Below are 23,591 nucleotides of genomic sequence, written 5' to 3'. Positions count from 1 at the left end.
CGTTGCAATCGTGCTTCGGGCCTTCGACATTGAGCGCTGCGCAAACCCGGTGCTAACATGCGCGACCGCCATGCAGGCAAGGGAATAACCGGGTCATGAGCAGTATCCGCGAGCGCAACAAAGAACTCATCCTGCGCGCTGCCAGCGAGGAATTCGCCGACAAGGGCTTCGCCGCCAGCAAGACCAGCGATATCGCGGCCAAGGCCGGTGTTCCCAAACCCAACGTCTATTACTACTTCAAATCCAAGGAAAACCTCTATCGCGAGGTGCTGGAAAGCATCATCGAGCCCATCCTGCAAGCGTCGACGCCGTTCAATCCTCAAGGTGTACCGGCCGATGTACTGAGCAGCTATATCCGCTCGAAGATCCAGATTTCCCGTGACCTGCCCTTTGCCTCGAAAGTGTTCGCCAGCGAGATCATGCACGGTGCCCCGCACCTTACGTCAGAGCAGATCGAACAGCTCAATGGGCAGGCGCGGCACAATATCGAATGCATTCAGGCCTGGATCGACAGCGGGCAGATCGCCCCGCTCGACCCCCATCACCTGATGTTCACCATCTGGGCCGCGACCCAGACCTACGCAGATTTCGACTGGCAGATCGCAACCGTCACCGGCAAGGCGAAACTGGAAGACGCCGATTACGAGGCCGCGACCCGGACCATTCTCAGGCTGGTGCTCAAGGGTTGCGAGCCGGATTGCTGAACCCCACCCTGCTTTCCTGCAGACGCAAAAAACCCGCCGAAGCGGGTGGTTTTGCAACATGACCATTCCGACATCCTGTCAGTAGCCTCCTGGCAATGGTCGATCTTCCCTGATCGCTGCGGCGTTCCTTCGCTGCAGCTGTTGAATTGGATCCTACATTCACTGAGGGTCCGTCGATAGAGCCAATCGCGTCTGTTGCTGTAAGCCTTTCGCCATAGCGATGTACGCCGTTAAAAAGTGTGACCGGCCGCTCATGTTTGGTCAGGATGCGCCGAGATGCTTAAAAAGCTCTGAATCGCGCGTTGCGCGGATCGGAGTCATCAGAAGAAAAAAAATAATGCATGGGATGCCAATCATGAGTATGCGCAGTTTGTCCATCAGTCGCCGTCTGTGGCTGATTCTTGTCGTTTCAGTGCTGATGCTCTTCGTCCTGTCGGCGACGCTGCTCAGGCAGCTGCATAACGACCTGTATCAGGCCAAGGCCGAGAAAACCATGCATGTGGTGCAGACTGCCAGCGGCATCCTCTCGTTTTATCAGGGGCTTGAAGCTGCAGGCGGCATGACACGCGAGGCTGCGCAACAGCAGGCCTTGAAAGAGATAAAGAGCCTGCGTTACAGCCAGAGCGACTACTTCTGGATCAATGACCTGCGCCCGGTGATGATCATGCACCCCACCAACCCCAAACTTGAAGGCCAGGACATATCGACCATCAAGGACCCGGACGGCTTTGCGGTGTTCAACGAAATGGTCACGCTGGTCAAAGCCCAGGGTGCCGGGATGGTGAATTACCGCTGGCCCAAGCCCGGTGCCAGCGAGCCGGTGAAAAAAACTTCTTACGTGCAGCTTTTTCAGCCCTGGGGCTGGATTCTGGGGTCGGGCGTATACGTCGATGACGTAGCGGCAGAGTTCAAGACACAGCTGTGGAACGCCGGGATGTTCATCGCCGGCATCGTGCTGGTCATGGTCCTGCTACTGGTCATGATTGTGCGCAGTATCGTGCGGCCGCTGAGAGCGGCGGTCGGTGCAATGGCCAACATCGCCAGTGGCGAAAGTGACCTGACCCGCACGCTGGAAACCCACGGCAAGGATGAAATCACCGAGCTGGGCGTGCACTTCAACGCCTTTGTCGCCAAGCTGCGCAATGTCGTCGGCCAGTTGCAGAATTCGGCCGTGGCGCTGGGCCAGGCCTCGACGGATCTGGGCAGCAATGCCGAGCAGGCGCAGAAACGCAGCGAGCAGCAGTCCCAACAAATGGACCTGGTTGCCACCGCGGTCAACGAAGTGACCTATGGCGTACAGGACGTGGCCAAGAACGCCGAGCATGCCGCCAACGAAATGCGTGATGCCGAGTCACAGGCACAGCAGGGTCAGGTCAACATCGATAACAGCCTGCGCCAGATCGGGCACCTGTCCGCCACCATCGGTCAGGCCGTTGAAGTAATGCAGAGTCTGGCCGGCGAGAGCACGCAGATCGGCAGCGTACTGGAAGTCATCAGTTCGATTGCCGAGCAGACCAACCTGCTGGCACTGAACGCCGCCATCGAAGCGGCACGCGCAGGTGAACAGGGTCGTGGCTTTGCCGTGGTGGCTGACGAGGTACGTCTGCTGGCCCAGCGCACCCAGAAGTCGACCGCAGAAATCCAGGCCATGATCGAACGCCTGCAAAAGCATTCCGACGCGGCAGTCAAGGTAATCGGCGACAGCAGCCGTTCCTCGCAACTGACCATCGAGCAGGCCAATCAGGCAGGCCAGAGCCTGACGTCCATCAGTCAGGCACTACGCAACCTCAACAGCCTGAACACCTCCATTGCCAGCGCGACTCTGCAGCAGACGCATGTGGTGGACGACATCAACCAGAACGTGACCCAGGCCGCGCAACTGTCCCAAAGCACCGCACTGGCCGCTGAACAATCGACTTCGGCCAGCCTGCACCTGCGCGACTTGAGCGAAGAACTGAACGGGCTGCTGAAGCAGTTCCGGGTTTAAATCTGCATTGCGATGGGGTGCACGGAACCTAGTGCGCCTCTTGTTGCCTGACACCTGCTTAATCAATCGCTCATTTAGCTGCTTATTTATTGCAGGGGGTCACATGCGCACACTGGAATTGGCAGGCAGAACTGTACCAGTGCTGGGTCAGGGCACCTGGCACATGGGTGAAAAAGGGCACCTGCGCTCGGCAGAAATTGCTGGCCTTTGCCTGGGTATCGAACAGGGCCTGACCCTGATTGACACCGCCGAGATGTACGCCGACGGCGCTGCCGAAGAGATCGTCGGGCAAGCCATCGCCGGGCAACGCGACAAGGTATTCGTGGTCAGCAAGGTCTATCCGCACAATGCCAGCCGTAGCGGCATCCCGGCTGCATGCGAAGCAAGCCTGCGCCGGATGAACACCGACTACATCGACCTTTATCTGCTGCACTGGCCGGGTCAGTACCCACTGACCGAAACCGTCGAAGCCTTCGAACGCCTGCAGGAATCCGGAAAAATCGGCGCCTGGGGCGTTTCCAACTTTGATGTCCCGGACATGATCGAGCTGAACAACCCGCGTTGCGCGACCAACCAGGTGTTGTACAACCCGGAACAACGCGGCATCGAGTTCGACCTGATGCTGTGGAGCGCAGACCGCCACTTACCGATGATGGCGTACTGCCCGATTGGCCAGGCCGGCGATCTGCTTTACCACCCTGCCCTGCACGAAATCGCCAAACGCCATGAAGCAACACCGGCGCAGATTTCCCTGGCGTGGGTGCTGCGTCAGGACAACATGATCGCCATTCCCAAGGCGACCAACCCGGAGCATATCCGTCTGAATATCGCTGCCGAGCAGATTCGCCTCACCGAGCGCGACCTGGCCGACATTGATCTGGCCTGGCCAGCGCCGACTCGCAAAGTACCGCTGGCAATGGTCTGACCGGTGTCGATGCAGTAGCAGCTGTCGATTGACTGAACGGCCGCCAATGCGGCCGTCTCTTCATGTGACAGATGACACACCCGGCAACAAGCTGTCACAAATATGAAATAACGCCTTGTCATCATGCGGCCTTCGCCTCCCTGCCCGGGCCAGGCCGCACGTGGACAGCCATGAACCACAGTATTGCTCACCACCATCAGGACTCCGACCTTTTCGGTCTGCTCTACGGCTTCCGTTTTCGCCACGCTGAAAGTGGCCAGGAGATCGGTTCGGCCGCCGCGCTGGATTACCTGCAAAACCCTCCCGAAGAGAACGACTTCATCTGGCTGCACCTGAACCTGTCGCACGCAGCCTGCGAGCGCTGGATGAAAACCCATCTGGACCTTCCGGAAGAGTTTTTCGAGGCCCTGCACGAGGGTTCGCGTTCTACCCGAATCGAGCACGTCGACGCCACGTTGCTGGCAGTAGTCAACGATGTGGTGTTCGATTTCAACAGGCTCTCGACCGACATCTCGACCTTGTGGGTCTGCGCCCGCCAGCGCTTGCTGATCACCGCCCGGCTGCAGCCACTGCGTTCGGTAGACAAGTTGCGCTCGGCGGTCAAACGCGGCGAACAGTTTGATTCACCGCTGGAACTGCTCGCGCACCTGCTGAGCGATCAGGGCGAAGTGCTGACCCAGTTTCTGCGCAAGACCAGCGTCAACGTCGACCGCATTGAGGACCAGTTGCTTTCGCAGCGACTGAGCAACAATCGCTCCGAACTCGGCGCCATGCGCCGGGTGCTGGTGCGGCTACAACGTCTGCTGGCGCTGGAACCGGGTTCGTTGATGCGGTTGTTGCACAAGCCTCCGCAATGGCTGCGCGAGCAGGATGTCCAGGCGCTACGTCAGTCCATCGAAGAGTCCTCGCTGGTGATCAACGACCTCACGGCACTGGGCGAGCGCATCAAACTGTTGCAGGAAGAGATTGCCGCCAACCTCAACGAACAGAGCAGCAGAACCCTGTTTACCCTGACCGTGGTAACGGTTCTGGCATTGCCGATCAACATTGTCGCGGGCTTTTTCGGCATGAACGTGGGGGGTGTGCCACTGGCGTCCGACCCTGAAGGCTTCTGGATTCTGGTGGCACTGGTCGCGACGTTTACGCTGGTCGCGGGACGCTGGGCGTTTCGCAAGCGTGGCGATTATTGACCCGGCCTGCCGGTTGTCAGAAATCTGGCGCAAAAGGCCACTGATTACTCGCATGTCGCATCTCTGTCACATTTTGCAATGACCATGTCAATATTCTTTCAATCAGGATTGCGAACATGGCTATAAACGCACTTTCTCCCGATGCGACGGGCCGGGCGGGCCTGTCGGCAACTCACTTCGGGCGCAAACCGGGTCGACTGACCATGGTCATCTTCTTCGCGATACTCATCGCCGGCCTGCTTTTCACTGGCTACAGCCTCAAGCAGGATGTCGACGACATGGGCACGGTGGTCACCACCTGGACCCCGTTCGTGCTGCTGGGCGTGGCGTTGCTGATTGCACTGGGGTTCGAATTCGTCAACGGTTTCCATGACACCGCCAACGCGGTCGCCACCGTGATCTATACCCATTCCCTGCCACCCGGCTTTGCGGTGGTCTGGTCAGGGTTCTTCAACTTTCTCGGCGTGATGCTCTCCAGTGGTGCGGTGGCGTTCGGCATCATCGCGCTGCTGCCAGTGGAACTGATTCTGCAAACCGGCTCATCGGCAGGCTTTGCGATGATCTTCGCGCTGTTGATCGCGGCGATCATCTGGAACCTCGGCACCTGGTGGCTGGGTCTGCCGGCGTCCTCGTCACACACGCTGATCGGCTCGATCATCGGGGTCGGTATCGCCAACGCCCTGATGCACGGACGAGACGGCACCAGTGGCGTGGACTGGTCTCAGGCGACCAAAATAGGCTACTCGCTGTTGCTGTCGCCGCTGGTGGGTTTCGGCTGTGCCGCCTTGCTGTTGCTGGCCATGCGCATGTTCATCAAGAACCGCGCGCTGTACAAGGCACCAGAAGGCAATGCGCCGCCACCGCTGTGGATTCGCGCCATGCTGATCGTGACCTGCACCGGCGTATCATTTGCTCATGGCTCCAACGACGGGCAGAAAGGCATGGGGCTGATCATGCTGATTCTGGTCGGTACGCTGCCGATGGCCTATGCGCTCAACCGCACTATGCCGGCCGATCAGGCCACTCAGTTCGGCGCGGTGGCAGAGGTCACCCAACAGGCACTGATGCGCAGTGTTCCCCTGCCTGCCCCGGCTGACTCGCGCCAGACCCTGTCGGATTATCTGGTCAGCAAACAGGCAGGTCCCGACCTGATCCCTGCGCTGGCGGTCATGACCGGCAAGATCGGCAATCAGGTCGCCAGCTACGGCTCGCTCTCGAAGGTGCCTGCGGAAGCGGTGACCAACGTTCGAAACGACATGTACCTGACCTCGGAAACCATCCGGGTGATGGATAAGAACAAGGTAGGCAATTTCGACGCCGATACGCAGACCAAGCTCGATGCGTTCAAAGGGCAGATCGACAGCGCGACGCGTTTTATTCCGACCTGGGTCAAGATTGTGGTCGCTATTGCTCTGGGGCTGGGCACGATGGTCGGCTGGAAGCGCATCGTCGTGACCGTAGGTGAGCGCATAGGCAAGACGCACATGACCTACGCACAAGGCGCGTCGGCAGAAGTCGTGGCGATGTTCACCATCGGCGCGGCGGACATGTACGGGCTGCCAGTTTCGACCACCCACGTGCTGTCATCCGGGGTCGCGGGGTCGATGGTCGCCAACGGTTCAGGTCTGCAAATGCGCACCTTGCGCAATCTGGCCACCGCCTGGGTGTTGACCCTGCCGGCTGCCATCCTGCTTTCGGGTTCGCTGTACTGGGTGTTCAGTAAGCTGTTCTGATGCCTGTTGCGTTTGGCCCCCCTTTGACTATGCCGACGCTCCGCGTCGGCACGCCTTTCGTGACGCTCCGCGTCAAACAGCGGTTCTGTGACATCAGGTGGATTAGAGTTCGGCTCACGTCACCTTTGCTATCCCAGACGCCGCTCGTTCCTCACGCTCCGCGTGGGAATGCAGTTCGTGACGCTCCGCGTCACAAAGCGGTTCTGTGGTTTCAGGTAGATTAGGGTTCGACTCAGGTGACCTTTTCGCCCCTCGGCGACCTACTTTGATGGGGCCAAAGCAGGCAAATCCCCTCGCTCCTGTTTCCGGCCCGACTTCGTCGGGCTCCTTCGCCCTGTCACTGATCCGGGGGTCGCCGCAACGGACCATCCATGGTCCGGTGCGGCTAGCCTGGCGTCCTGCCAGGCTACCACCGGATCAGCGCCAGGACTCAGCCGTCACTTACGTCGCACTCTGCGTCGTCTGTGCCATCGCGGTTGAAAAGCACTGCGTTGGCAGCTGCTGCGAGTAAGGCATGATGTTGTTTCGCATCAGAGGTGGATGACGCAGAGCGTCATGAACTGCATGCCGACGCGGAGCGTCGGCATGATAGTCAACGTGCATCGGATCGAATCCTGCCCGCGTCCAGCATCATCGATCATCCAGAGGTTCAGCGCACCGCCGGATCAGGCGGCACGTCTCCGTCCGCGCTGGTGTCGATACTCACCACCACCGACATTCCCGGCCGTAAATGCTCCAGCATTGGCTGATCGGCATCGACCACGATGCGCACCGGGATGCGCTGGGAAATCTTCACGAAGTTGCCGGTCGCGTTATCGGCGGGCAGCAGACTGAATTCAGAACCTGCGGCAGGCGAAATGCGTTGTACGTGGCCGTGCATCTGGTGGCCGTCCAGCGCATCAACGGTAAAGCTCACCGGCTGGCCAAGGCGCACATGGGCCATCTGGGTCTCTTTCATGTTGGCCACGATCCAGCGCTGCTCGGGTACCAGCGCCATCAATTGTGCGCCCGAGTTGACGTAGGCACCAAGGCGCACGCCGATCTGCCCCAACTGCCCGTCACGCGGGGCGACAATGCGAGTGTTGTCCAGGTCGATGCGCGCCAGCTCGATGGCTGCCTGCGCATTGGCCACTGAAGCTTCCAGCGAGCCGCGGTTTACGATCACCGTTTGCAGGTCCTCGCGGGCGATCTGCAATACCGCCTTGGCTTCAGCAACCGCAGCGTTTGCCTGCGCATCGGCAGCACGGGTCACATCAAGCTCGCTTTTCGATACCGAGCCATCGGTCACCAGTGCCTGATTGCGACGCAGATCGGCAGCGCTCTTGCGGCTCTGGGCGATGCTGTTCTGCAGTTCAGCCTGGCGCTGGCCAATGGTCGCTTCGGCACTGCGTCGCTGTTGCAGGTTATTGGCCAGCGAGGCTTTCTGTACCGCCAGTTGCGCAATAGCCTGATCCAGGCGCTGGCGATAAATACGGTCATCCAGGCGCACCAGCAAGTCGCCGGCCTTGACGAACTGGAAGTCCTGAACCGGCACTTCGTACACATACCCGCTCAACTGCGGCCCGATCAGCGTGGTCTGGCCCTTTACCTGGGCGTTCTCGGTGCTCTCTATCGGGCTGGCAAACGGCGGCAGTTGCCAGGCATACAGCACAACCATTACCCCGATCAGCGCGACGGCAGCGAAGATCACCGAAGACACGACTCGCTTGCGGGCCGAGCGCGGCTTGCTGGTCACCGGGGACGTCAACGGTGCCGGTGGCGGCGCGCTGCGGGTTGTTTCTGTATCTGAGGTCGTGGATTCGTTCATGAAGATTTAACGCCGGAATTGGATACGGAGGGCGAAGCGGCAGGTGCTACAGGCGCCAGCGCCAAAGGTTGAGTGGTCATTTTTAGCCACAGGACCCGGGCTGAAATCCAGATCATGGTCAGCACGGCAATCAGGGCGATCAGCATGAACACATCGTTATAGGCCAGCACGTTGGCTTCTCGGGTCGCAGCCGTAGCCATTGCGCGCATGCCTTGAGTGTTGCGCAGCGACGGGTCGGCAATAACCGAACTGTAACTGGCGCTGTAGCTCTGCAATCGCGCCTGAACCAGCGGGTCAATCAGGGTCAGGTGTTCAACGATATGACTGGAGTGAAACTTCTCGCGCACGATCTGGAAAGTGCCCAGTGCAGCAGACCCGATCAGGCCGCCAATGTTTTGTGTGATCCCGAACAACACCGAAAAACTCACCATGTTGCGCGGGTTGGCCAGTACCCCGCTGATCCCCAGCACCAGCGTCGGACCGAGAAAAAACGTACCGCCGAACGCCAGCAGGAATTGACTGAGGTACATGTTCGACTGACGGGTCAGATTGGTCGAATGGCTGTCCATCCAGGCACCGACGGCCATCATCGCCAGAGAAATCAGCAACGGCTTGATCAGGTGCGCGGGGTTGATGGTCAGCGCACTGACCGCCAACCCGGCGACACTGCCCAGCAACATCACCATATACAGCGTGTGCAGTTGCTGACTGCCCATGTTCAGCGCCTGAAGAAAACCTACCGCGCCCACCGACTGCTCGGACAGCACCACGCGAAACAGGATAACGGCCAGCCCGAGACGCAGAATAGCCCCGCTGCCGAGCCAACGCGTGATCAGCAACGGATTGCTGCGATTATGCTCAATGGCCAGTCCGGCGCAGATCAGCATAATGGAGGCTGCCGACGCCAGCCCTATCCACTGCGCTTCCAGCCACCATTCGATACGCCCCAGTGAGAGAACCGCACAGAGCAGCGCAAAACCGCCGGCCAGCAGGCCGAAGGTCAGAAAATCCAGTTTTTCGAACGCCTTGAAACGATCACCCGGTGGCAGCTTGAGCAGCAGTACGCAACCCAGCGAGAGTAGCGCCATACCCAGTTCAAACAGGTACAAACCGCGCCACTGGGCGATCTGCAACAAGTCTTCTGACACCAGCCGGGCCAGCGGCGTCGCCAGCTGGGCAGTGCCAAGCCCGAGCACCAGCGCCTTGAGCCGCCACTTCTGCGGAAACGCCTGAATCATGTAGTACAGCCCAAGGGTACTGAGCGCAGCACCGACCATGCCGTGCGCCGCACGCACGGCGATGGCCGAGTCAATATCGTTGACGAACAGGTGCGCCAGCGTCACCAGCGCATAAAGCACCAGAAACAGTTCGGTGAACGCGCGCAAACCGAACTGCTGACGAAACTTCACCAGCAGCAGATTCATTGACACATTGGTCATGATGTACGCAGCGGGCAACCAGGCGATGTCTTGCGACGTCGCACCCAGCGCACCCTGCAAATACGGCAGGTTGGCAACCACCAGCGCGTTACCGAGCCCGCCAGTCAGCGCGACGATCACCCCCACCAGCGCAAATGCCCAGCGCCGCGCATCGGAATGCAGCGGCGTCGAAGGCGAGCCGGGCATGGTCGGACGCTCATGGGCGGCCCACTCGCGCGGGGCATATTTATCGGTCATAAAGAACGGTCATGGAGGCTTTCATGGGTGCACCCGAGGAATTCCCTTTTGTGACACTAATGACAGTCATAATACTCATCAGCCAGGCAATGATTCACCTCAGCCAGCCCGGCGCAGTAAAGCTCAGTCCCCCGCAAACGCTCTAAATAGTGGCTTTGTAAAACTTCAGGCTATGCTTAAACGCAGTTTTGCTTTGCACATTTGCGCTGCTAGGATCTTCTGCGACGCTCCAACAAGACTCGAACAAGAAGAAAGCGCAACCGAACAAGGAGTTCAGAATGAGTTCACAGGTTTCATCGGCCCGCCCGGTTCGACAACCCACCAGCCGGGATTCGATCGTTGTCGAGGTGCGTAACCACATGGGTCACCTGACCCTCAATCGCCCGGAAGGCCTGAACGCAATCGATCTGGACATGGTCCGCACACTTCGCCAGCAGCTTGATCTCTGGGCTGACGACCCGTCTGTTCATGCCGTGGTTCTGCGCGGCGCAGGTAGCAAGGCATTCTGCGCAGGCGGCGATATCCGTTCACTGTACGAAAGCCATCAGAACGGCCAGGACCTGCACTACACGTTCTTTGCCGAAGAGTATGAGCTGGACCTGACCATTCACCGTTACCGCAAACCGATACTGGCCCTGATGGACGGTCTGGTGCTGGGCGGCGGCATGGGCCTGGTCCAGGGCGCAGACCTGCGCGTGGTGACCGAACGCAGCCGGCTGGGCATGCCGGAAGTCGCCATTGGCTACTTTCCGGATGTCGGCGGCAGTTATTTCCTGTCGCGTCTTCCTGGCGAGCTGGGCACCTGGCTGGGCGTGACCGGGTCACAGATCGGCGCTGCCGATGCCTTGTACTGCGGTCTTGCCAACTGGTCGATGAACAGCGAACTGCTGCCGCGCCTCGACCATATGCTCGACCACCTGAAATGGAAATCGACGCCACTCAAGGACCTGCAGGGTGCCCTCGCCAAGCTGGCGACCCAACGCCTGCCCTACCCGCCTCTGGAAACCCTGCGCCCGGCCATTGATCATTTTTTTGGTTTGCCGGATATCCCCAGCATGCTCGAGCAGTTGCAAGAGGTGGTCATCGGCGACACTCGTGAGTGGGCGCTGGATACCGTCGACCGCATGAAGCGTCACTCGCCGCTGGCGATGGCCGTGACCCTGGAAATGCTCCGGCGTGGCCGTCACTTGCCACTACAGGACTGCTTTGCCATGGAACTGCACCTGGACCGCCAATGGTTCGAGCGCGGCGACCTGATTGAGGGCATACGCGCCCTGATAATCGATAAAGACAAGAAGCCGCAATGGAAACACGCCAGCGCGCAGGACGTCAGCAGCGCGCATGTACAGAGTTTCTTCAGCGGTGTGGAGAATTAAGTCGTGCACGACCTTGAATTGACCGAAGAACAGGTAATGATTCGCGACATGGCGCGCGACTTTGCCCGCAACGAAATCGCCCCGCACGCCCAGGCCTGGGAAAAGGCTGGCTGGATCGATGATGCGCTGGTCGCCAAACTTGGCGAGCTGGGCCTTTTAGGCATGGTAGTGCCGGAGCAATGGGGCGGCACCTACATCGACTATGTCGCCTATGCATTGGCGGTTGAAGAAATCTCCGCCGCCGACGCAGCTACCGGCACGCTGATGAGCGTACACAGCTCAGTCGGCTGCGGGCCGGTGCTCAATTACGGGACTGATGAGCAGAAACACACCTGGCTGGAAAAGCTCGCCACCGGTCGGGCGATAGGCTGCTTTTGCCTGACCGAACCGCATGCGGGCTCCGAAGCCCATAACCTGCGCACTCGTGCCGAGTTGCAAGGTGATGAGTGGGTCATCAATGGTGCCAAACAGTTCGTCAGCAACGGCAAACGCGCACAACTGGCCATTGTGTTTGCCGTGACCGACCCGCAGCTTGGTAAAAAGGGCCTGTCAGCGTTTCTGGTACCCACCGAAAACTCCGGTTTCGTGGTTGACCGTAGCGAACACAAGATGGGCATCAGGGCGTCCGACACCTGCGCCGTCACGCTTAACAATTGCCGTATCCCGGCGGCCAATCTGCTGGGTGAGCGCGGCAAGGGGCTGTCCATTGCCCTCTCCAATCTGGAAGGTGGCCGTATCGGCATCGCGGCGCAGGCGCTGGGCATCGCCCGCGCCGCGTTTGAGGCCGCGCTGGCCTATGCGCGTGAACGCGTGCAGTTCGACAAGCCGATCATCGAGCACCAGAGCATCGCCAACCTGTTGGCCGATATGCACACCCGCATCAATGCCTCGCGGCTGTTGATTCTGCATGCCGCGCGCCTGCGCAGCGCCGGGCAGCCGTGCCTGTCCGAAGCCTCGCAAGCCAAGCTGTTCGCTTCGGAAATGGCCGAATGGGTGTGCTCCAAAGCCATCCAGATTCATGGTGGCTATGGCTACCTGGAGGATTACCCTGTCGAGCGTTTCTACCGGGACGCGCGAATCACCCAGATTTACGAAGGCTCCAGTGAGATCCAGCGCCTGCTGATTGCCCGCGAACTGCGTCATTATCTGGTCTGATAAACGCGATTGCCCCGGCGATGCCTGTCGCCGGGGCATGCTGTCAGCGCGGCATGAATCGCTCCCGCCCAAGCAGTGTCACCAGCAACGCGACCGAGTCGGCGTTTTTAAGCGTGATGTCGATACGCTTGCGAACATCGTCGTAAAACACGTCTCGAGCCTCATCTAGGGTCTTCTTACCCGCTATCCGCAGAATCGTCTGCTTACCATTACCGTCCGTTCGCCTCAAGTCGCGCCACGCGTCTTCATCCAGCTGCCTGAACAGTTTGTCGCGGTCAGTGTGGTAGGACAGGGTCTTCTGCTGTTGATAGGTCAGCTCGTTTCTGATGCGCAGTCGATACTCCGATGCATCATCCAGTAAATCAACAAACGGCGCCTGAGATTCGAGATAGGCAATGTCGTCAGTCTTGAGCACCAGGTGAGATAACTCATGAATCAGGATCGTGGCGCGATAATGCGGACCATGCTTGAATTCACCCGAGCGAATGACGTTGAGCTTGAAACGGTAGGTAGGCAAACGAAAGAACTGCTCAGTCAGAAAAACCCGCCTTAATGGGTCAGCTTCGAAGATAAACGCACTGGCGGACTCGTTGCCCACCCGGTTAATGCCGACCACGTAACGCTTGGAGTCGATAGGCGACATCGAAGGGCTCATCAACTCCTCGTAAATCTTGGTAACGGCCTTTTTGGTGACTTTATACACATGCTCATCCGGGACCTTCTGAGCAAAAAAATCAGCCAGTATCTTTTCCGTCCGTGGATCTGCCTTTCCGTCCGGCAATCGCCTGGTCAGGTTGGCCAGACAGTTTTCCAGATAGTGCTGAGCCTGAGCATATGCATCTTCGATGGCCTGGGCCATTTCTCGATAGGAATGTCGAATCTCGGACATACCTCGAGCATTGATGACTATGAGGTCGTCAACCAGATCATCAATGACGCTGCCTTCAATACGGGTAAGCGCACCACCGCCACCTCTTAGCCCGCCCTGAATATCGAGTTTCCATTGCTGATCGGCATCAAGACTGACCGAGGGGCCAATCTTCTTGCCCGCAATAATGAACCAACCGTCCTCATCGGCCTGCAATTCATAGGTCTTACCACCAATGGCTGCATACTTTCTACCGGTGGCCGGATCGCGGTAGACACTTAACAGCTCATCCCTTTGCAGCGTGTACAAGGCGATGTCATGAGCTTCGAATTCGCGCAGACGGTCTCGTATCTGCTGCGTCAGTGAGCTATTGCTCCAGGAAAACCCGGACTCATCGGGCTCATCTTCCAGTTGCAAAAGCGTGTCGGACAGAGCAGCGTCGTCTGGTAACGTGCTGGTCTCGTCAACCGCACGTGATGTGAATGCCGAAGAGTTCTGACCGGAAGAGATCATTACGCTCAAGGCAGCCATGAACTCCGACAGGGCCTTGCCCCAGTGCTGCCCCCCGGCCGAGATGACCGACAGATTCAATAGCGCCTGCCCCTGGATGATACCAACCAATGCACCCAGACGCCCCGGCATCAGTGCCATGACTTGCTCGGCCCCCAGAGCGAACAGGTACCGGGAAGCAGCGCGGCGCTGTTCGGCATTAGTGACGCTGTGCTGTTGCACTTGTAACTTCAGCGTATCCAGAGCGCCCTCGAACATCAGCAGCAGACAGTTACCGTTATAGGGATCGATTTGCACGGTCACCGGTGCAGGAGTATCAAAGGGCACGTCAAAAGAGGATTCTGCACTGAAAGGTAGATGCGGCTCCACGAAGCCACCTTTGTCATAGACTTTGCGCAAATGGGGATCAACACGATCCAGAATGTACGCTTGAAGATAGGTAGAGGTATGGATGTCCCTCAACAGCGCAGCCTGGTCCGGGTACTCCTTGAAAACAAATTCGTCGTGCAGTGGCGCGTAAAGCACCCACGGTCCCGATTGGCTTTCATGCGGCCCCATCAGATACGTATTGAGTACGAGGGTCGGCTCCCAGCCTTCCTTGGCAGGGAGCAACTGCAGGGGGCTGAACACCATCTTGCCGCCGTTGACAGGAAGGCGTGCAATGGCATCGGGCATATTAAGAACGTTTTCGATAACCGTATAAGCTTGCTCGGACAACTCATTCTTGAGCCTGAGGGCAAACGCTCGCAGTATATCCAGCGAAGGGATCTGATCGACGAACAGTTTGCGTCGCTTGAGGTAATCAGGAGCAGTCGCGGCAAGGATCGGGTCGAGCATGCTCCGGTAACCCGCAGCGATGTCCAGCGACCTCACCAGATCACGAACGTAAGCCGGAGTGAGCGACGCGTGCAGTGGCTTATCGTCCGCTGATGAGAGAAGGATGACCCCGTCCTGCCTGGACAGGAAACGGTCGATGGCGTATTGCACAAGGGTTTCGCTGACTGATTGTGTGGCCGCCGGTATCGACTGGGGTGTCTGCCCCGGTGCGGCCGGGACGGGAATGTAATGCGCCATTGTCACCCGGACGCTTTCAGGGTCAGGGCGAGGCTCGGTGAAATCGGTGTTGAACCTGCTTTTCAGGCGCTCGCAGGAGTAGTCATAGAGACTGGGTATATCAAACAAAAAATCTTTCTGGCCGACACAGGTCACATAGAACCGCTGCAGGGCATTCACCAGCGTAATCTGATCAGTCCCCGACGCTTCGCTGACCCATGAAGGGACGATGGCTTTGTAGATGATGAACTGGATGGCAACGCCCAGATAGCCAAGAGCCTGGCGATTTCGGTCATCGCGCTCTCCTGCACCCAGCAGGTTGACGAAAAGTTCTGACGGTACCCGCCAGGTCACGGCCTGCTGATAAAGATACGCCACAGTGCTTCGCTGACGTTCCACCTCGCCACGTTGTAACGTTTCGATGAAATGCTCTTCAATGCGTTGCAGTTTTACCTTGAGATCCAGCGTGCCAGTCTGGGTACGATGATCAAGCAGCCTCTGCCTGTCCGGCTCGGCAAGAACCCCCGACAAGTGCGAAACCAGTTCGAAACCTGTCAACCGCGCAGCAACATAGTCTTTCAGTGCCTGCAGGGTTTCGAAACTTACAAGTCCCTTGCTCAGTACCCACAGAGCGGGCGAGCTGTGAGCAAGCCTGTTATTGATCACGAATGCGTTGGGCACCTGGATTGCAGGTGATTCAGGATCGAACTGAACAGAAACGGTGAACGCATCGACCCGTGACTCACCCAGAGCCTCCCTGAGAGCAGGCAGTGGCCGGTCCAGTAATTGCTGAACGCTCTCGATGACCGACTCGGGAAGCAAACCTGTACGCTTTTCAACAAGCAATTCCAGGCGCAGTGCATACTCGCGGACCAGGCCGGATATCAAACCGGGGCGCTCGCTGCTATCCAGCTGACGAACCGTACGTGAATAGAATTGGCTGATTTGCTCTTCGAAACGGCGAGCAAACTCCTCCTGTACACAGACCAGTATTTGTTCGAGCAATGCCAACGGCAGACGTTGCAACGGCCGATTCAGAACCGGAGTTATCAGCCCTGCCACCACCACGCTGTCTGACAGGGGGTCCTGCGTGTAGCCGCAAACGCGGTCAAGCGCCAAAGAAAGCAGCCGCACAGGCACCGCATCCACGGCAGCCGGCAAGATCCAAAGGGCCCGGGCATCCAGAGGTGGTCCTCCAATTACAGCCAGATAACGGTTCAGCGCGTGGCGCATGCAGCCCTCTACACCGGCATGCAGAACATCAACGCGCTCAAGCAACACATCAAGCTTCTTCAGTTTGCCAATCCAGTTGTAAGAAGGCTCGGAAACAGTCTCCGGATGCTCCCCCACGCAAGCCTGGATCGAGGCTCCCCAGGTTTGGCCAAAGGGCAGCACTTCCGGACGCCAGCGCCCTGAGTCGTGGAGGTTTGATAGCCGGCCATCCAGAAGTCCGCGAATGTCCAGTGCATCATCAACCCGAACCGGATTTTTTTCGTATTGGATCGGTGGCAGGCCCAGGACATAACGCAGATTGCGCTTTTGCAGAGCGATCACAGAGTCAGCGAATTCACTGAAAAACACGTTGGCGAACGCATCCTGATACGACTCGACCTTACCCTTCTCTTTAATGGCAAGGTGATCGTTCAAGGATGAATAAAACAGCAGCTCGGCACGTGAGGGGTCGCTCAGTACGTGCGCTATTGCACGAGCCGGATCATCAAAGCGCAAGAAGCCCGACAGCGAGAAGTAGAGAAACGCACTCGACGGCTGTTCTGCGGGAAAATCAATCAGGAACACGCCCACCAGCTTGACAGGCTCCTGTCCCCCAACGGTGACTGACAGCCGTTGAACGCGTATCGACTGTGCATTCCCAGGTTGCGAGGGTAACAGGCTGAGCAAACAGCGATACTCTGCCTCAGTCATCGTGCCATGTGCCCGGCTCGATAAAAGATGCTGAAGAAAGCACTCAGCGAGCGCATGACCAATAAAGTCTCTTACTGTACGGCCGTCCTGTCGTTTTGACATCCAATAGTCAGACAGCAATTGCTCGTATGCATCGCGGACTCCCGAAACCACGTCAGCCAGCGCCAGCTCGAAAAGCTCGCTCTGCGCTTGCGGCAAGACAAGGCCCCGCGCATCCAGAAATTGCCGTATCAGACCCGTCGGAAGAACGTTCAGGGAAAATGCCTGCACAGCAGCATCAGCCAGATACTGAGTGCCCACTACCGATGACACCACCGGATTGGCTCCGGGGTCAGTGCCCAGAATCTGCACCACCTGACTGAAAACGTCGACGCTGTCTGCGACGCCTCTCTGCACTAACGCCGTCTGCAAGGCCTTGCCTGCCGCAGCTCGCAGGTCCGGCAGCTCCTGCAACTGGACCAACAGGCGTTCCAGATGCCCGGCCTGCTGGCGCATGATCGCCAGCGTACGCGCTTCGAAGAGCGAGCCCTCGACACGCTCTGCCTCGATAGTCGATATATCGCTGACGTCGCCAAACCGCTGCTGCAAGGCAATTAGCAGCGAAGTGCGGCTCTCGAATCGCTCAACCCCGAAGGTCAGGGTACTCAAAAAGACTGGCGCGACACCTGGCGTGGGGTCGCTGATTAACAAGGCACCCGCAAGTTCGGCGTTATCGGGCGAATTGTCGCCTATGATCAGCCGATCAGCTCTTGGACGGGGTGCATCGCTGTTGGGCTCGACACTTACTCCGACCAATAATTGCAGCCACTTGCCATCTTCACTGCTGATGCGTGAGCTGCCGACTGCGTCATGAATGTCCTGTGTGAATCGGCTGCGCAGAGAGTCGCTGAAAAAATAGGGAAGTACTGTTGGCATGTGCTGTTTCCTTTGAATAGCCCTCATCGCTCACTGCGCCGGGGCACGTGGCAGAGGAAAAGGAAACAGCTTATTGAGGTAGCACGACGCGCCTGCGTTACATAAAGCAATGGGTCCGCAGGCGCACGTCGCTCACATCAATTAACGGAAGGCTGGACGTTCTTTTCAACCCATGCAGCGAAGGCGTTGATGAACTTCTCCAGAAATGGCCGTGTCTTGTCGGACAGTGCGCCCGCTTCATCGAAAAAGCTTCCAGCGCCACCCAGGTATGCCTCAGGCTGCTGAAGGCACAGCACGTCCAGAAATACCAGAGACTGGCGCAGGTGGTGGTTGGCACCAAAGCCACCGACAGCACCCGGAGAAGCGCTTATGACCGCGCCGGGTTTGCCGCTGAAAGCGCTTTTGCCGTAAGGACGCGAGCCCACATCAATGGCATTTTTCAGGGCACCAGGCACCGAACGGTTGTATTCCGGTGTTACAAAAAGCACGCCGTCGGCAGCGCCCAACTGGTCGCGAAATGCACTGTAGGCTGGCGGCGGAGAAGCGCCATCAATGTCTTCGTTATACAGAGGCAAATCGCCAATTTCGACGATATTCAGTTTAAGGCTGGCAGGTGCCAGCTCCGCGAGGGCAAGCGCAATTTTTCGGTTGATGGAGTCTTTTCGCAGACTGCCGACCAATACGGCAATGGTATGAACCTGGCTCATGAAAATATCCGTCATCTGATTAATAGGGAAGATCAGGTATACAACAACAGCCGCCTTTAGACGACCATTGCCCTGGTCAATTCCCCGACGCGCCACAACCGCCCGGATTATTTTTTTCCTGCCGGCAAACTCACCTATAGATCAGTGGTCTACTAGCCTCGATGGATTCGTAAACCAGCAGTTATATTCAGTTTCAGAGGTTACAGAGCAAATGGCTTCAGTTCTCGTCGGACAATTTCATGCCAGAGATGCCGAAGGTCGCGTCTACCCGGTCCATGAATTCCAGGAATCGCAGCCGGGTGAGGTGCAGGGCGGGCAGCCGGTAATCACTTACAGACTGGCAATTGGTGACCGGGTCAAGCATCTGGGTGGTGAAGACTTTCAACTGGTGCAATCGGGCGTGAAAATCACCCGTACAACGCCGTAATACAAACAGAACTCCCGCTCGAGCTACCGCTGCCAGCGGGAAGTTGCTAGTCAGAAAAGATCAGATACCAGAAAATTGCCGTTTCACGTGTGTTGGGATCTATGCCTCGATAGCGCATATGATCCACCCCGCCTACCACGTATCCACAACGCTCATACAACCTGCAGGCACCCAGGTTATTGTTCTGGGTTTCCAGAACGATGCCGGGCAGATTGCGCTTGCGGCTCCAGAATTGAGCGACATCGAGCAATGAGCGCGCGACCCCATGACGACGCGCCGACTCGTCTACCGCCAATTCATCGATGTAGGCGAACCCGCTCCAGTGAGTGCTCATCACGATATGGCCAACCGGGCGGTCATCCAGCCAGGCTACCATCACCGAACTCGTGGCGGCATCGCGATGATCGGCAAACTCCTGAGAATCGATACCATAATTCTTGCTGTACGGCTCGACCAGCTCAACCTGCCATGAATCAACGCTTTCGCCGATACGCGGTTGGGCATAGCCAAGCACTGTAAACGTGAATTCGCTATTGAGAATGTAGTCCTCGAAGCATTCGTCTGCGATCCGAATGCTCAAGGCAGGGTTTGCCACGTTCATGTCACCACTCGCTGGTTGCTGTCAGGAGGACGTCTGCGCTGCGGCTTCCAGCATTTGTACCCACAAAGCAGGTGCACCGGATGCCTTGGCAATGGTGCTCATACGGACCTCATGCTCGGCCAGTTCACTTTCCGAAGCACGAATGATGCGGCAAGGTTTGCGATCGGCAGGCAAACGGCGGATTTCGCTGCCTCGGTTGCCAGAGCCTTCACCGGAGCCGTTGCCGTCAGAGGCATTACCAGCCAGCGACAGGCTGGTCTGCCCGCCGGTCATCGCCAGGTAGACGTCGGCCAGAATTTCAGAGTCGAGCAGTGCGCCGTGCAGCTCGCGGCCCGAGTTGTCGACGCCGTAGCGCTTGCACAGGGCATCCAGACTGTTGCGCTGCCCCGGATGGCGCTCGCGGGCCATCATCAGGGTGTCGAGGATCGAACAGTGCTGGGTGATATCAGCCCTGTCCTGCGAACCCATCAAGGCAAATTCGTTGTTGATGAAGCCAACATCGAACGCTGCGTTGTGAATGATCAGTTGCGCGCCTTTGATGAATTCGAAAAATTCATCGGCGACTTCGGCAAACCGGGGCTTGCCGACCAGAAATTCGTTGGTGATACCGTGAACACCAATCGCGCCTTCGTCACTTTCGCGATCAGGTTGCAGGTACACGTGAAAATGCCGACCGGTCAGGCGCCGGCCAATCAACTCGACACAACCGATCTCGATGATCCGGTGACCATCTGTCACCGGCATACCGGTGGTTTCGGTATCGAGAACGATCGATCTGTTATCCAGGTTTTGCAATGCCATTGACTGTCGCCTCATCTACAGGCCGCGATTCTAACACGCCATGGAAGCTGCGAGCCTGTCGGATCCATCCGCAATTGAAAGGGATAAACGTCAGCGGGCGCTGCCGGGATACAACGGATTCGGCGATTTTACCCGGAACTCGCACACCTCACGAGTTGCACCATGAGTTGCGATAAAGGCAACAGAGTTCCGAGTTTGCGATGATTGCTGACGCGTCTGTCGCGTGTCCATACTCGACCCATCGGCAACAGGAGATCGATATGAGCCCTCTTTGGCAGCGCCTTCGCGATCAAGCCCGGCAACTGACCGAGCGCAACCCGGTACTCGGCGATTACGCGACAAGCCACCTGCTGGCCTATTCGACTTTCGAGGATGCGCTCGCTGCGAACCTTGCCCGACAGATGCAGGCCCAAGCGAGTAACGTGGCGCTGGAAGACTGGTTCAAGGCGATCATAAAGGCCAGGCCGTCCATCGCTCAGGCAGCAGCTGCCGATATCAACCATCTGGAAACAGTCAATCCTGCCTGCCCGGATCACCTCACGGCCTTTCTGACCTTCCGTGGCATACAGGCCGTTCAGGCATACCGCATCGCCCATGCACTGTGGGCTGAGGGCGATGAGCAAAGCGCGGTGCTAGTACAGCACTGGGCGGCCAACACCTGGAACATCGATATTCACCCGGCGGCACGCCTCGGCAAATCCTTGTTTGTCGACCACGGCATCGGCCTTGTCATCGGGGAAACCGCAGTAGTCGAAGATGAAGTGAGCCTTTGGCACGGTGTCACGCTGGGCAGCACTCTCAACGAAGCAGGCGACCGACACCCGAAAATCCGCAGAGGCGCACTGATTTGCGCCGGAGCAACCGTTCTGGGGAACATCGAAGTAGGGGCCAATGCCATTGTGGCGGCCAACTCGGTCGTACTCAAAGCCGTGGCGGCTGAAACGGTCGTCGCCGGCACACCGGCAAAGGTGGTGGGTAATGCCCCTGCTTTTCTGGCGACCTTTACGACAAAATCCAAAGGCTAATCAGGAGCTATTACCATGACAGCCGTTGCTCAATTTGCGCAGGGTATCGATCATCCTCTTGTCACCGTGCGCAATCATGCCGAGGCTCTGGAGCTGTATCGCAGAATCGGCTTCGCACCTTCGCCGGTCAGCTACCACCCTTGGGGAACCGTCACCTCGTTGATGATGTTTCCCAGTAACTTCATCGAATTAATCGGCGTCGAAGATGCTTCGAAATTCGGCACCCACTCGGTAAACGGTTTCTGCTTCGGACGTCAGCTGGGTCAATTCCTCGACCGCGGCGAAGAAGGCGTTTCGCTGGTGGCGCTGCACAGTAAAGATGCCGACGATGACCACGCGCGTATGGCGGCTGCAGGGCTTGAAAGCCAGGGCCGTATTGATTTTCGCCGAAAAATGACGCTTCCCGATGGTCGCGACGATGAAGCTGTTGTTTCGTTGGCGCTCTTCATCGACCCGGAACTCCCGGACGCCTCCAATTTTATCTGCCATCAGCATCGTCCTGAACTGATCTGGGTGCGCGGCTGGCAGAACCACCCCAATGGCGCAGACGGGATTCTGGCAATCACTTATCTGGCAGACCCCAAACGGCTTGAACCCCGCTGGCGAGCTATCTACGGCAATGCGGTGACATACAACGGTGCCGCCCTGGAGCCTGGAGGCTGATACCCGATGCGGCTTATTGCGAGCGATTGACGCCGCTACAGCTGCCCTGGAATTTCCGGGCGTCGAACTACCTGCAATTACCAGGGAGCGCCCCCATGCGATTTCCATCCGGCTGCGCACTACGAGCCTCATCGATCTGCGCGCAATACTGGCGCGTAATGACGTGGCTCATCATGAAATACGGGGTCATGAAATACCGGACCGCGTCCTCGTGGCGCCGCACGCGGCAGGCAATGTCATCCTCGATTTCGTACAGAGTGTTTGACTGAACGTCGACTGACGAATATCAGCTTTTTATGCCACGCACTTCGTCAACACCACGGTTGGCGAGCTGGTCGGCACGCTCGTTGCCGGGATGGCCGATATGGCCTCGTACCCACTGCCATTTCACGTTATGCCGGCTGACCTGTTCATCGAGCAGCTGCCACAGATCGGCATTTTTGACCGGTTCCTTGGCCGCGGTTTTCCAGCCGCGTTTCTTCCAGTTGACCATCCACTCGGTAATGCCTTTCATCACGTACTGAGAGTCGGTCACCAGCGTCACTTCGCAGGGTCGCTTGAGCTCTTCGAGCCCGCGAATGGCACCCGTCAGCTCCATGCGGTTGTTGGTGGTGTTGGCCTCGCCACCCCACAGCTCTTTTTCGACACCCTTGCACACCAGCAGGGCACCCCACCCGCCCGGGCCAGGATTGCCCTTGCAGGCACCGTCGGTGAAGAGTTCAACGCTATCGCTCATTACGACCTTTCCAGAATGATGGGCTTCATGTGCAGCAGGGCATTGCTCAGGAATGATCCTGAGTGTTGCGACTGACCTTGGCCATCGGCATGGGAATCAGCTTGCCGATAGGGTCGCGGCGTACCTGACGTACAGGCCTCAGGCCTACCACCAGTTTACGCGCCACCAGAAGGTAGAAGCCGCCACCGGGGCTCTGACGTCCTTCGCCGAGGCTTTCGAGCCCAGCAAGGCGTGACTGCCATGCCGCTGAAGCAAGGGGCGGACGATAGCATCCGAAGCGCCGTTTCTCCAGCGCGAAGCCCAGCAGGTTCAGCCAGTCGGCGACCCGCGAGGATGAGATGCAGCGCGCCTTGCGCAGCGCATCCCGAGCGAACACGTGACGCATGCCCCAGGCGCTCCAGGGGTTGATGCCGATAATCAGCAAGTGCCCGCCCGGCCGAACACTGCTGGCCGCTTCACGCAGCAGCCCGTGGGGCGACAGACAGAAATCCAGACCGTGCTGCAGTACCACGACATCCGCCGCGTGCTCGCTCAATGGCCAGGCCTGCTCTTCGCAGACAATCTCGACGCCCGGCAATGGTGCTCCGAGCCGCACATTGCGTTGCACCTGCGGGGCAACCGGCGGCGCTTGCGCCGACGGGCCGTAATGCACCAGGTAGCCGCCGAAATACCGCCCCAGCTCTTCGTCGAGAATGCGCCGTTCCTCTTCGAGCAGAAGCTGCCCCAGCGGCCCGGAAAGCCATTCACGGGCAGCGCGGATCAATGCAAGCCACTCAGGATCAGCCTGAGCGAACGCTTCATCGGTCATG

The 23,591-nt window shown here is 58.3% G+C and carries 17 protein-coding genes and 1 pseudogene; 10 read left to right on the top strand and 8 right to left on the bottom strand.

The window, feature by feature from the left end; all coding sequences use genetic code 11:
* Positions 1-95: 95 nt before the first annotated feature.
* The 5 genes from KP808_RS08075 to KP808_RS08055 all read left to right on the top strand — a co-directional run bounded on the left by KP808_RS08075 (position 96) and on the right by KP808_RS08055 (position 6,539).
* Positions 96-704, top strand: a complete 609-nt coding sequence (locus tag KP808_RS08075) for a TetR/AcrR family transcriptional regulator (RefSeq protein WP_058401939.1) — start codon at positions 96-98, stop codon at positions 702-704.
* A 355-nt stretch (positions 705-1,059) separates the two neighbouring features.
* Positions 1,060-2,691 carry a methyl-accepting chemotaxis protein gene (locus KP808_RS08070; protein WP_326839556.1) on the top strand — a complete coding sequence of 544 codons (1,632 nt, stop codon included), beginning with the start codon at positions 1,060-1,062 and terminating at the stop codon, positions 2,689-2,691.
* A gap of 103 nt (positions 2,692-2,794) precedes the next feature.
* Complete coding sequence (locus KP808_RS08065; protein ID WP_230018014.1) at positions 2,795-3,616, top strand: aldo/keto reductase; 822 nt, start codon at positions 2,795-2,797, stop codon at positions 3,614-3,616.
* A gap of 170 nt (positions 3,617-3,786) precedes the next feature.
* On the top strand, positions 3,787-4,806 hold the full coding sequence (locus KP808_RS08060) for a transporter (protein ID WP_002552763.1): 1,020 nt from the start codon (positions 3,787-3,789) through the stop codon (positions 4,804-4,806).
* 116 nt (positions 4,807-4,922) lie between these two features.
* The gene (locus KP808_RS08055; RefSeq protein ID WP_058401937.1) at positions 4,923-6,539 is read left to right on the top strand and encodes an inorganic phosphate transporter; all 1,617 of its coding nucleotides are present in this window, start codon (positions 4,923-4,925) and stop codon (positions 6,537-6,539) included.
* Between the two features lie 649 nt (positions 6,540-7,188).
* Here the strand turns inward: KP808_RS08055 and KP808_RS08050 are convergent.
* Complete coding sequence (locus KP808_RS08050) at positions 7,189-8,346, bottom strand: HlyD family secretion protein (protein WP_230018013.1); 1,158 nt, start codon at positions 8,344-8,346, stop codon at positions 7,189-7,191.
* Entirely contained in the window at positions 8,343-10,022 is a 1,680-nt protein-coding gene (locus tag KP808_RS08045) for an MFS transporter (RefSeq protein WP_230018011.1), read from the bottom strand. Before KP808_RS08045 ends, KP808_RS08050 begins: the two co-directional genes overlap by 4 nt.
* Before the next feature lie 278 nt (positions 10,023-10,300).
* Here KP808_RS08045 and KP808_RS08040 point away from each other — a divergent pair, with 278 nt between their 5' ends.
* Both KP808_RS08040 and KP808_RS08035 read left to right on the top strand, forming a co-directional pair.
* A complete protein-coding gene (locus KP808_RS08040) occupies positions 10,301-11,398 on the top strand; it encodes an enoyl-CoA hydratase/isomerase family protein (protein ID WP_219171158.1) in 1,098 nt (365 codons plus the stop codon).
* Positions 11,399-11,401: 3 nt separating this feature from the next.
* Entirely contained in the window at positions 11,402-12,553 is a 1,152-nt protein-coding gene (locus KP808_RS08035; protein ID WP_230018009.1) for an acyl-CoA dehydrogenase family protein, read from the top strand.
* Between the two features lie 43 nt (positions 12,554-12,596).
* Here the strand turns inward: KP808_RS08035 and KP808_RS08030 are convergent, their stop codons facing one another.
* Both KP808_RS08030 and KP808_RS08025 read right to left on the bottom strand, forming a co-directional pair.
* Complete coding sequence (locus KP808_RS08030) at positions 12,597-17,822, bottom strand: M35 family metallopeptidase (RefSeq protein WP_230018007.1); 5,226 nt, start codon at positions 17,820-17,822, stop codon at positions 12,597-12,599.
* Between the two features lie 137 nt (positions 17,823-17,959).
* Positions 17,960-18,529 carry an NADPH-dependent FMN reductase gene (locus tag KP808_RS08025; RefSeq protein ID WP_004660698.1) on the bottom strand — a complete coding sequence of 190 codons (570 nt, stop codon included), beginning with the start codon at positions 18,527-18,529 and terminating at the stop codon, positions 17,960-17,962.
* A gap of 211 nt (positions 18,530-18,740) precedes the next feature.
* Between KP808_RS08025 and KP808_RS08020 the strand changes: the two genes are divergently transcribed.
* Positions 18,741-18,956 carry a hypothetical protein gene (locus tag KP808_RS08020; RefSeq protein ID WP_002552753.1) on the top strand — a complete coding sequence of 72 codons (216 nt, stop codon included), beginning with the start codon at positions 18,741-18,743 and terminating at the stop codon, positions 18,954-18,956.
* A 46-nt stretch (positions 18,957-19,002) separates the two neighbouring features.
* Here KP808_RS08020 and KP808_RS08015 read toward each other — a convergent pair whose 3' ends face one another.
* Positions 19,003-19,557 (bottom strand): GNAT family N-acetyltransferase, encoded by a 555-nt coding sequence (locus KP808_RS08015; protein WP_004664371.1) that lies wholly within the window; start codon positions 19,555-19,557, stop codon positions 19,003-19,005.
* 21 nt (positions 19,558-19,578) lie between these two features.
* Entirely contained in the window at positions 19,579-20,358 is a 780-nt protein-coding gene (dnaQ, locus tag KP808_RS08010; RefSeq protein ID WP_002552751.1) for a DNA polymerase III subunit epsilon, read from the bottom strand.
* A gap of 260 nt (positions 20,359-20,618) precedes the next feature.
* Here dnaQ and epsC point away from each other — a divergent pair, with 260 nt between their 5' ends.
* Both epsC and KP808_RS08000 read left to right on the top strand, forming a co-directional pair.
* Positions 20,619-21,383 (top strand): serine O-acetyltransferase EpsC, encoded by a 765-nt coding sequence (epsC, locus tag KP808_RS08005; protein ID WP_230018005.1) that lies wholly within the window; start codon positions 20,619-20,621, stop codon positions 21,381-21,383.
* A 15-nt stretch (positions 21,384-21,398) separates the two neighbouring features.
* A pseudogene (locus KP808_RS08000) lies at positions 21,399-22,311 on the top strand (VOC family protein).
* Positions 22,312-22,332: 21 nt separating this feature from the next.
* Here KP808_RS08000 and rnhA read toward each other — a convergent pair.
* Positions 22,333-22,782 carry a ribonuclease HI gene (gene rnhA / locus KP808_RS07995; protein WP_002552748.1) on the bottom strand — a complete coding sequence of 150 codons (450 nt, stop codon included), beginning with the start codon at positions 22,780-22,782 and terminating at the stop codon, positions 22,333-22,335.
* A gap of 46 nt (positions 22,783-22,828) precedes the next feature.
* Entirely contained in the window at positions 22,829-23,590 is a 762-nt protein-coding gene (locus KP808_RS07990) for a methyltransferase domain-containing protein (protein WP_005733148.1), read from the bottom strand.
* Position 23,591 lies beyond the last annotated feature (1 nt).

This window comes from Pseudomonas savastanoi, from assembly GCF_020917325.1.
In the GTDB taxonomy this organism is placed as follows: Bacteria; Pseudomonadota; Gammaproteobacteria; order Pseudomonadales; family Pseudomonadaceae; genus Aquipseudomonas; species Aquipseudomonas amygdali.
This window is presented reverse-complemented; position numbering and strand designations above follow the sequence as displayed.

What these genes read in the sequence shown, in the direction of transcription:
- KP808_RS08015 (WP_004664371.1), bottom strand. Translation starts at nt 19,557, where the DNA reads ATGAACGTGGCAAACCCTGCCTTGAGCATTCGGATCGCAGACGAATGC.
- KP808_RS08040 (WP_219171158.1), top strand. Translation starts at nt 10,301, where the DNA reads ATGAGTTCACAGGTTTCATCGGCCCGCCCGGTTCGACAACCCACCAGC.
- KP808_RS08020 (WP_002552753.1), top strand. Translation starts at nt 18,741, where the DNA reads ATGGCTTCAGTTCTCGTCGGACAATTTCATGCCAGAGATGCCGAAGGT.
- dnaQ (WP_002552751.1), bottom strand. Translation starts at nt 20,358, where the DNA reads ATGGCATTGCAAAACCTGGATAACAGATCGATCGTTCTCGATACCGAA.
- KP808_RS08030 (WP_230018007.1), bottom strand. Translation starts at nt 17,822, where the DNA reads ATGCCAACAGTACTTCCCTATTTTTTCAGCGACTCTCTGCGCAGCCGA.
- KP808_RS08075 (WP_058401939.1), top strand. Translation starts at nt 96, where the DNA reads ATGAGCAGTATCCGCGAGCGCAACAAAGAACTCATCCTGCGCGCTGCC.
- KP808_RS08045 (WP_230018011.1), bottom strand. Translation starts at nt 10,022, where the DNA reads ATGACCGATAAATATGCCCCGCGCGAGTGGGCCGCCCATGAGCGTCCG.
- rnhA (WP_002552748.1), bottom strand. Translation starts at nt 22,782, where the DNA reads ATGAGCGATAGCGTTGAACTCTTCACCGACGGTGCCTGCAAGGGCAAT.
- KP808_RS08060 (WP_002552763.1), top strand. Translation starts at nt 3,787, where the DNA reads ATGAACCACAGTATTGCTCACCACCATCAGGACTCCGACCTTTTCGGT.
- KP808_RS08065 (WP_230018014.1), top strand. Translation starts at nt 2,795, where the DNA reads ATGCGCACACTGGAATTGGCAGGCAGAACTGTACCAGTGCTGGGTCAG.
- KP808_RS08025 (WP_004660698.1), bottom strand. Translation starts at nt 18,529, where the DNA reads ATGAGCCAGGTTCATACCATTGCCGTATTGGTCGGCAGTCTGCGAAAA.
- KP808_RS08050 (WP_230018013.1), bottom strand. Translation starts at nt 8,346, where the DNA reads ATGAACGAATCCACGACCTCAGATACAGAAACAACCCGCAGCGCGCCG.
- KP808_RS08055 (WP_058401937.1), top strand. Translation starts at nt 4,923, where the DNA reads ATGGCTATAAACGCACTTTCTCCCGATGCGACGGGCCGGGCGGGCCTG.
- KP808_RS07990 (WP_005733148.1), bottom strand. Translation starts at nt 23,590, where the DNA reads ATGACCGATGAAGCGTTCGCTCAGGCTGATCCTGAGTGGCTTGCATTG.
- epsC (WP_230018005.1), top strand. Translation starts at nt 20,619, where the DNA reads ATGAGCCCTCTTTGGCAGCGCCTTCGCGATCAAGCCCGGCAACTGACC.
- KP808_RS08070 (WP_326839556.1), top strand. Translation starts at nt 1,060, where the DNA reads ATGAGTATGCGCAGTTTGTCCATCAGTCGCCGTCTGTGGCTGATTCTT.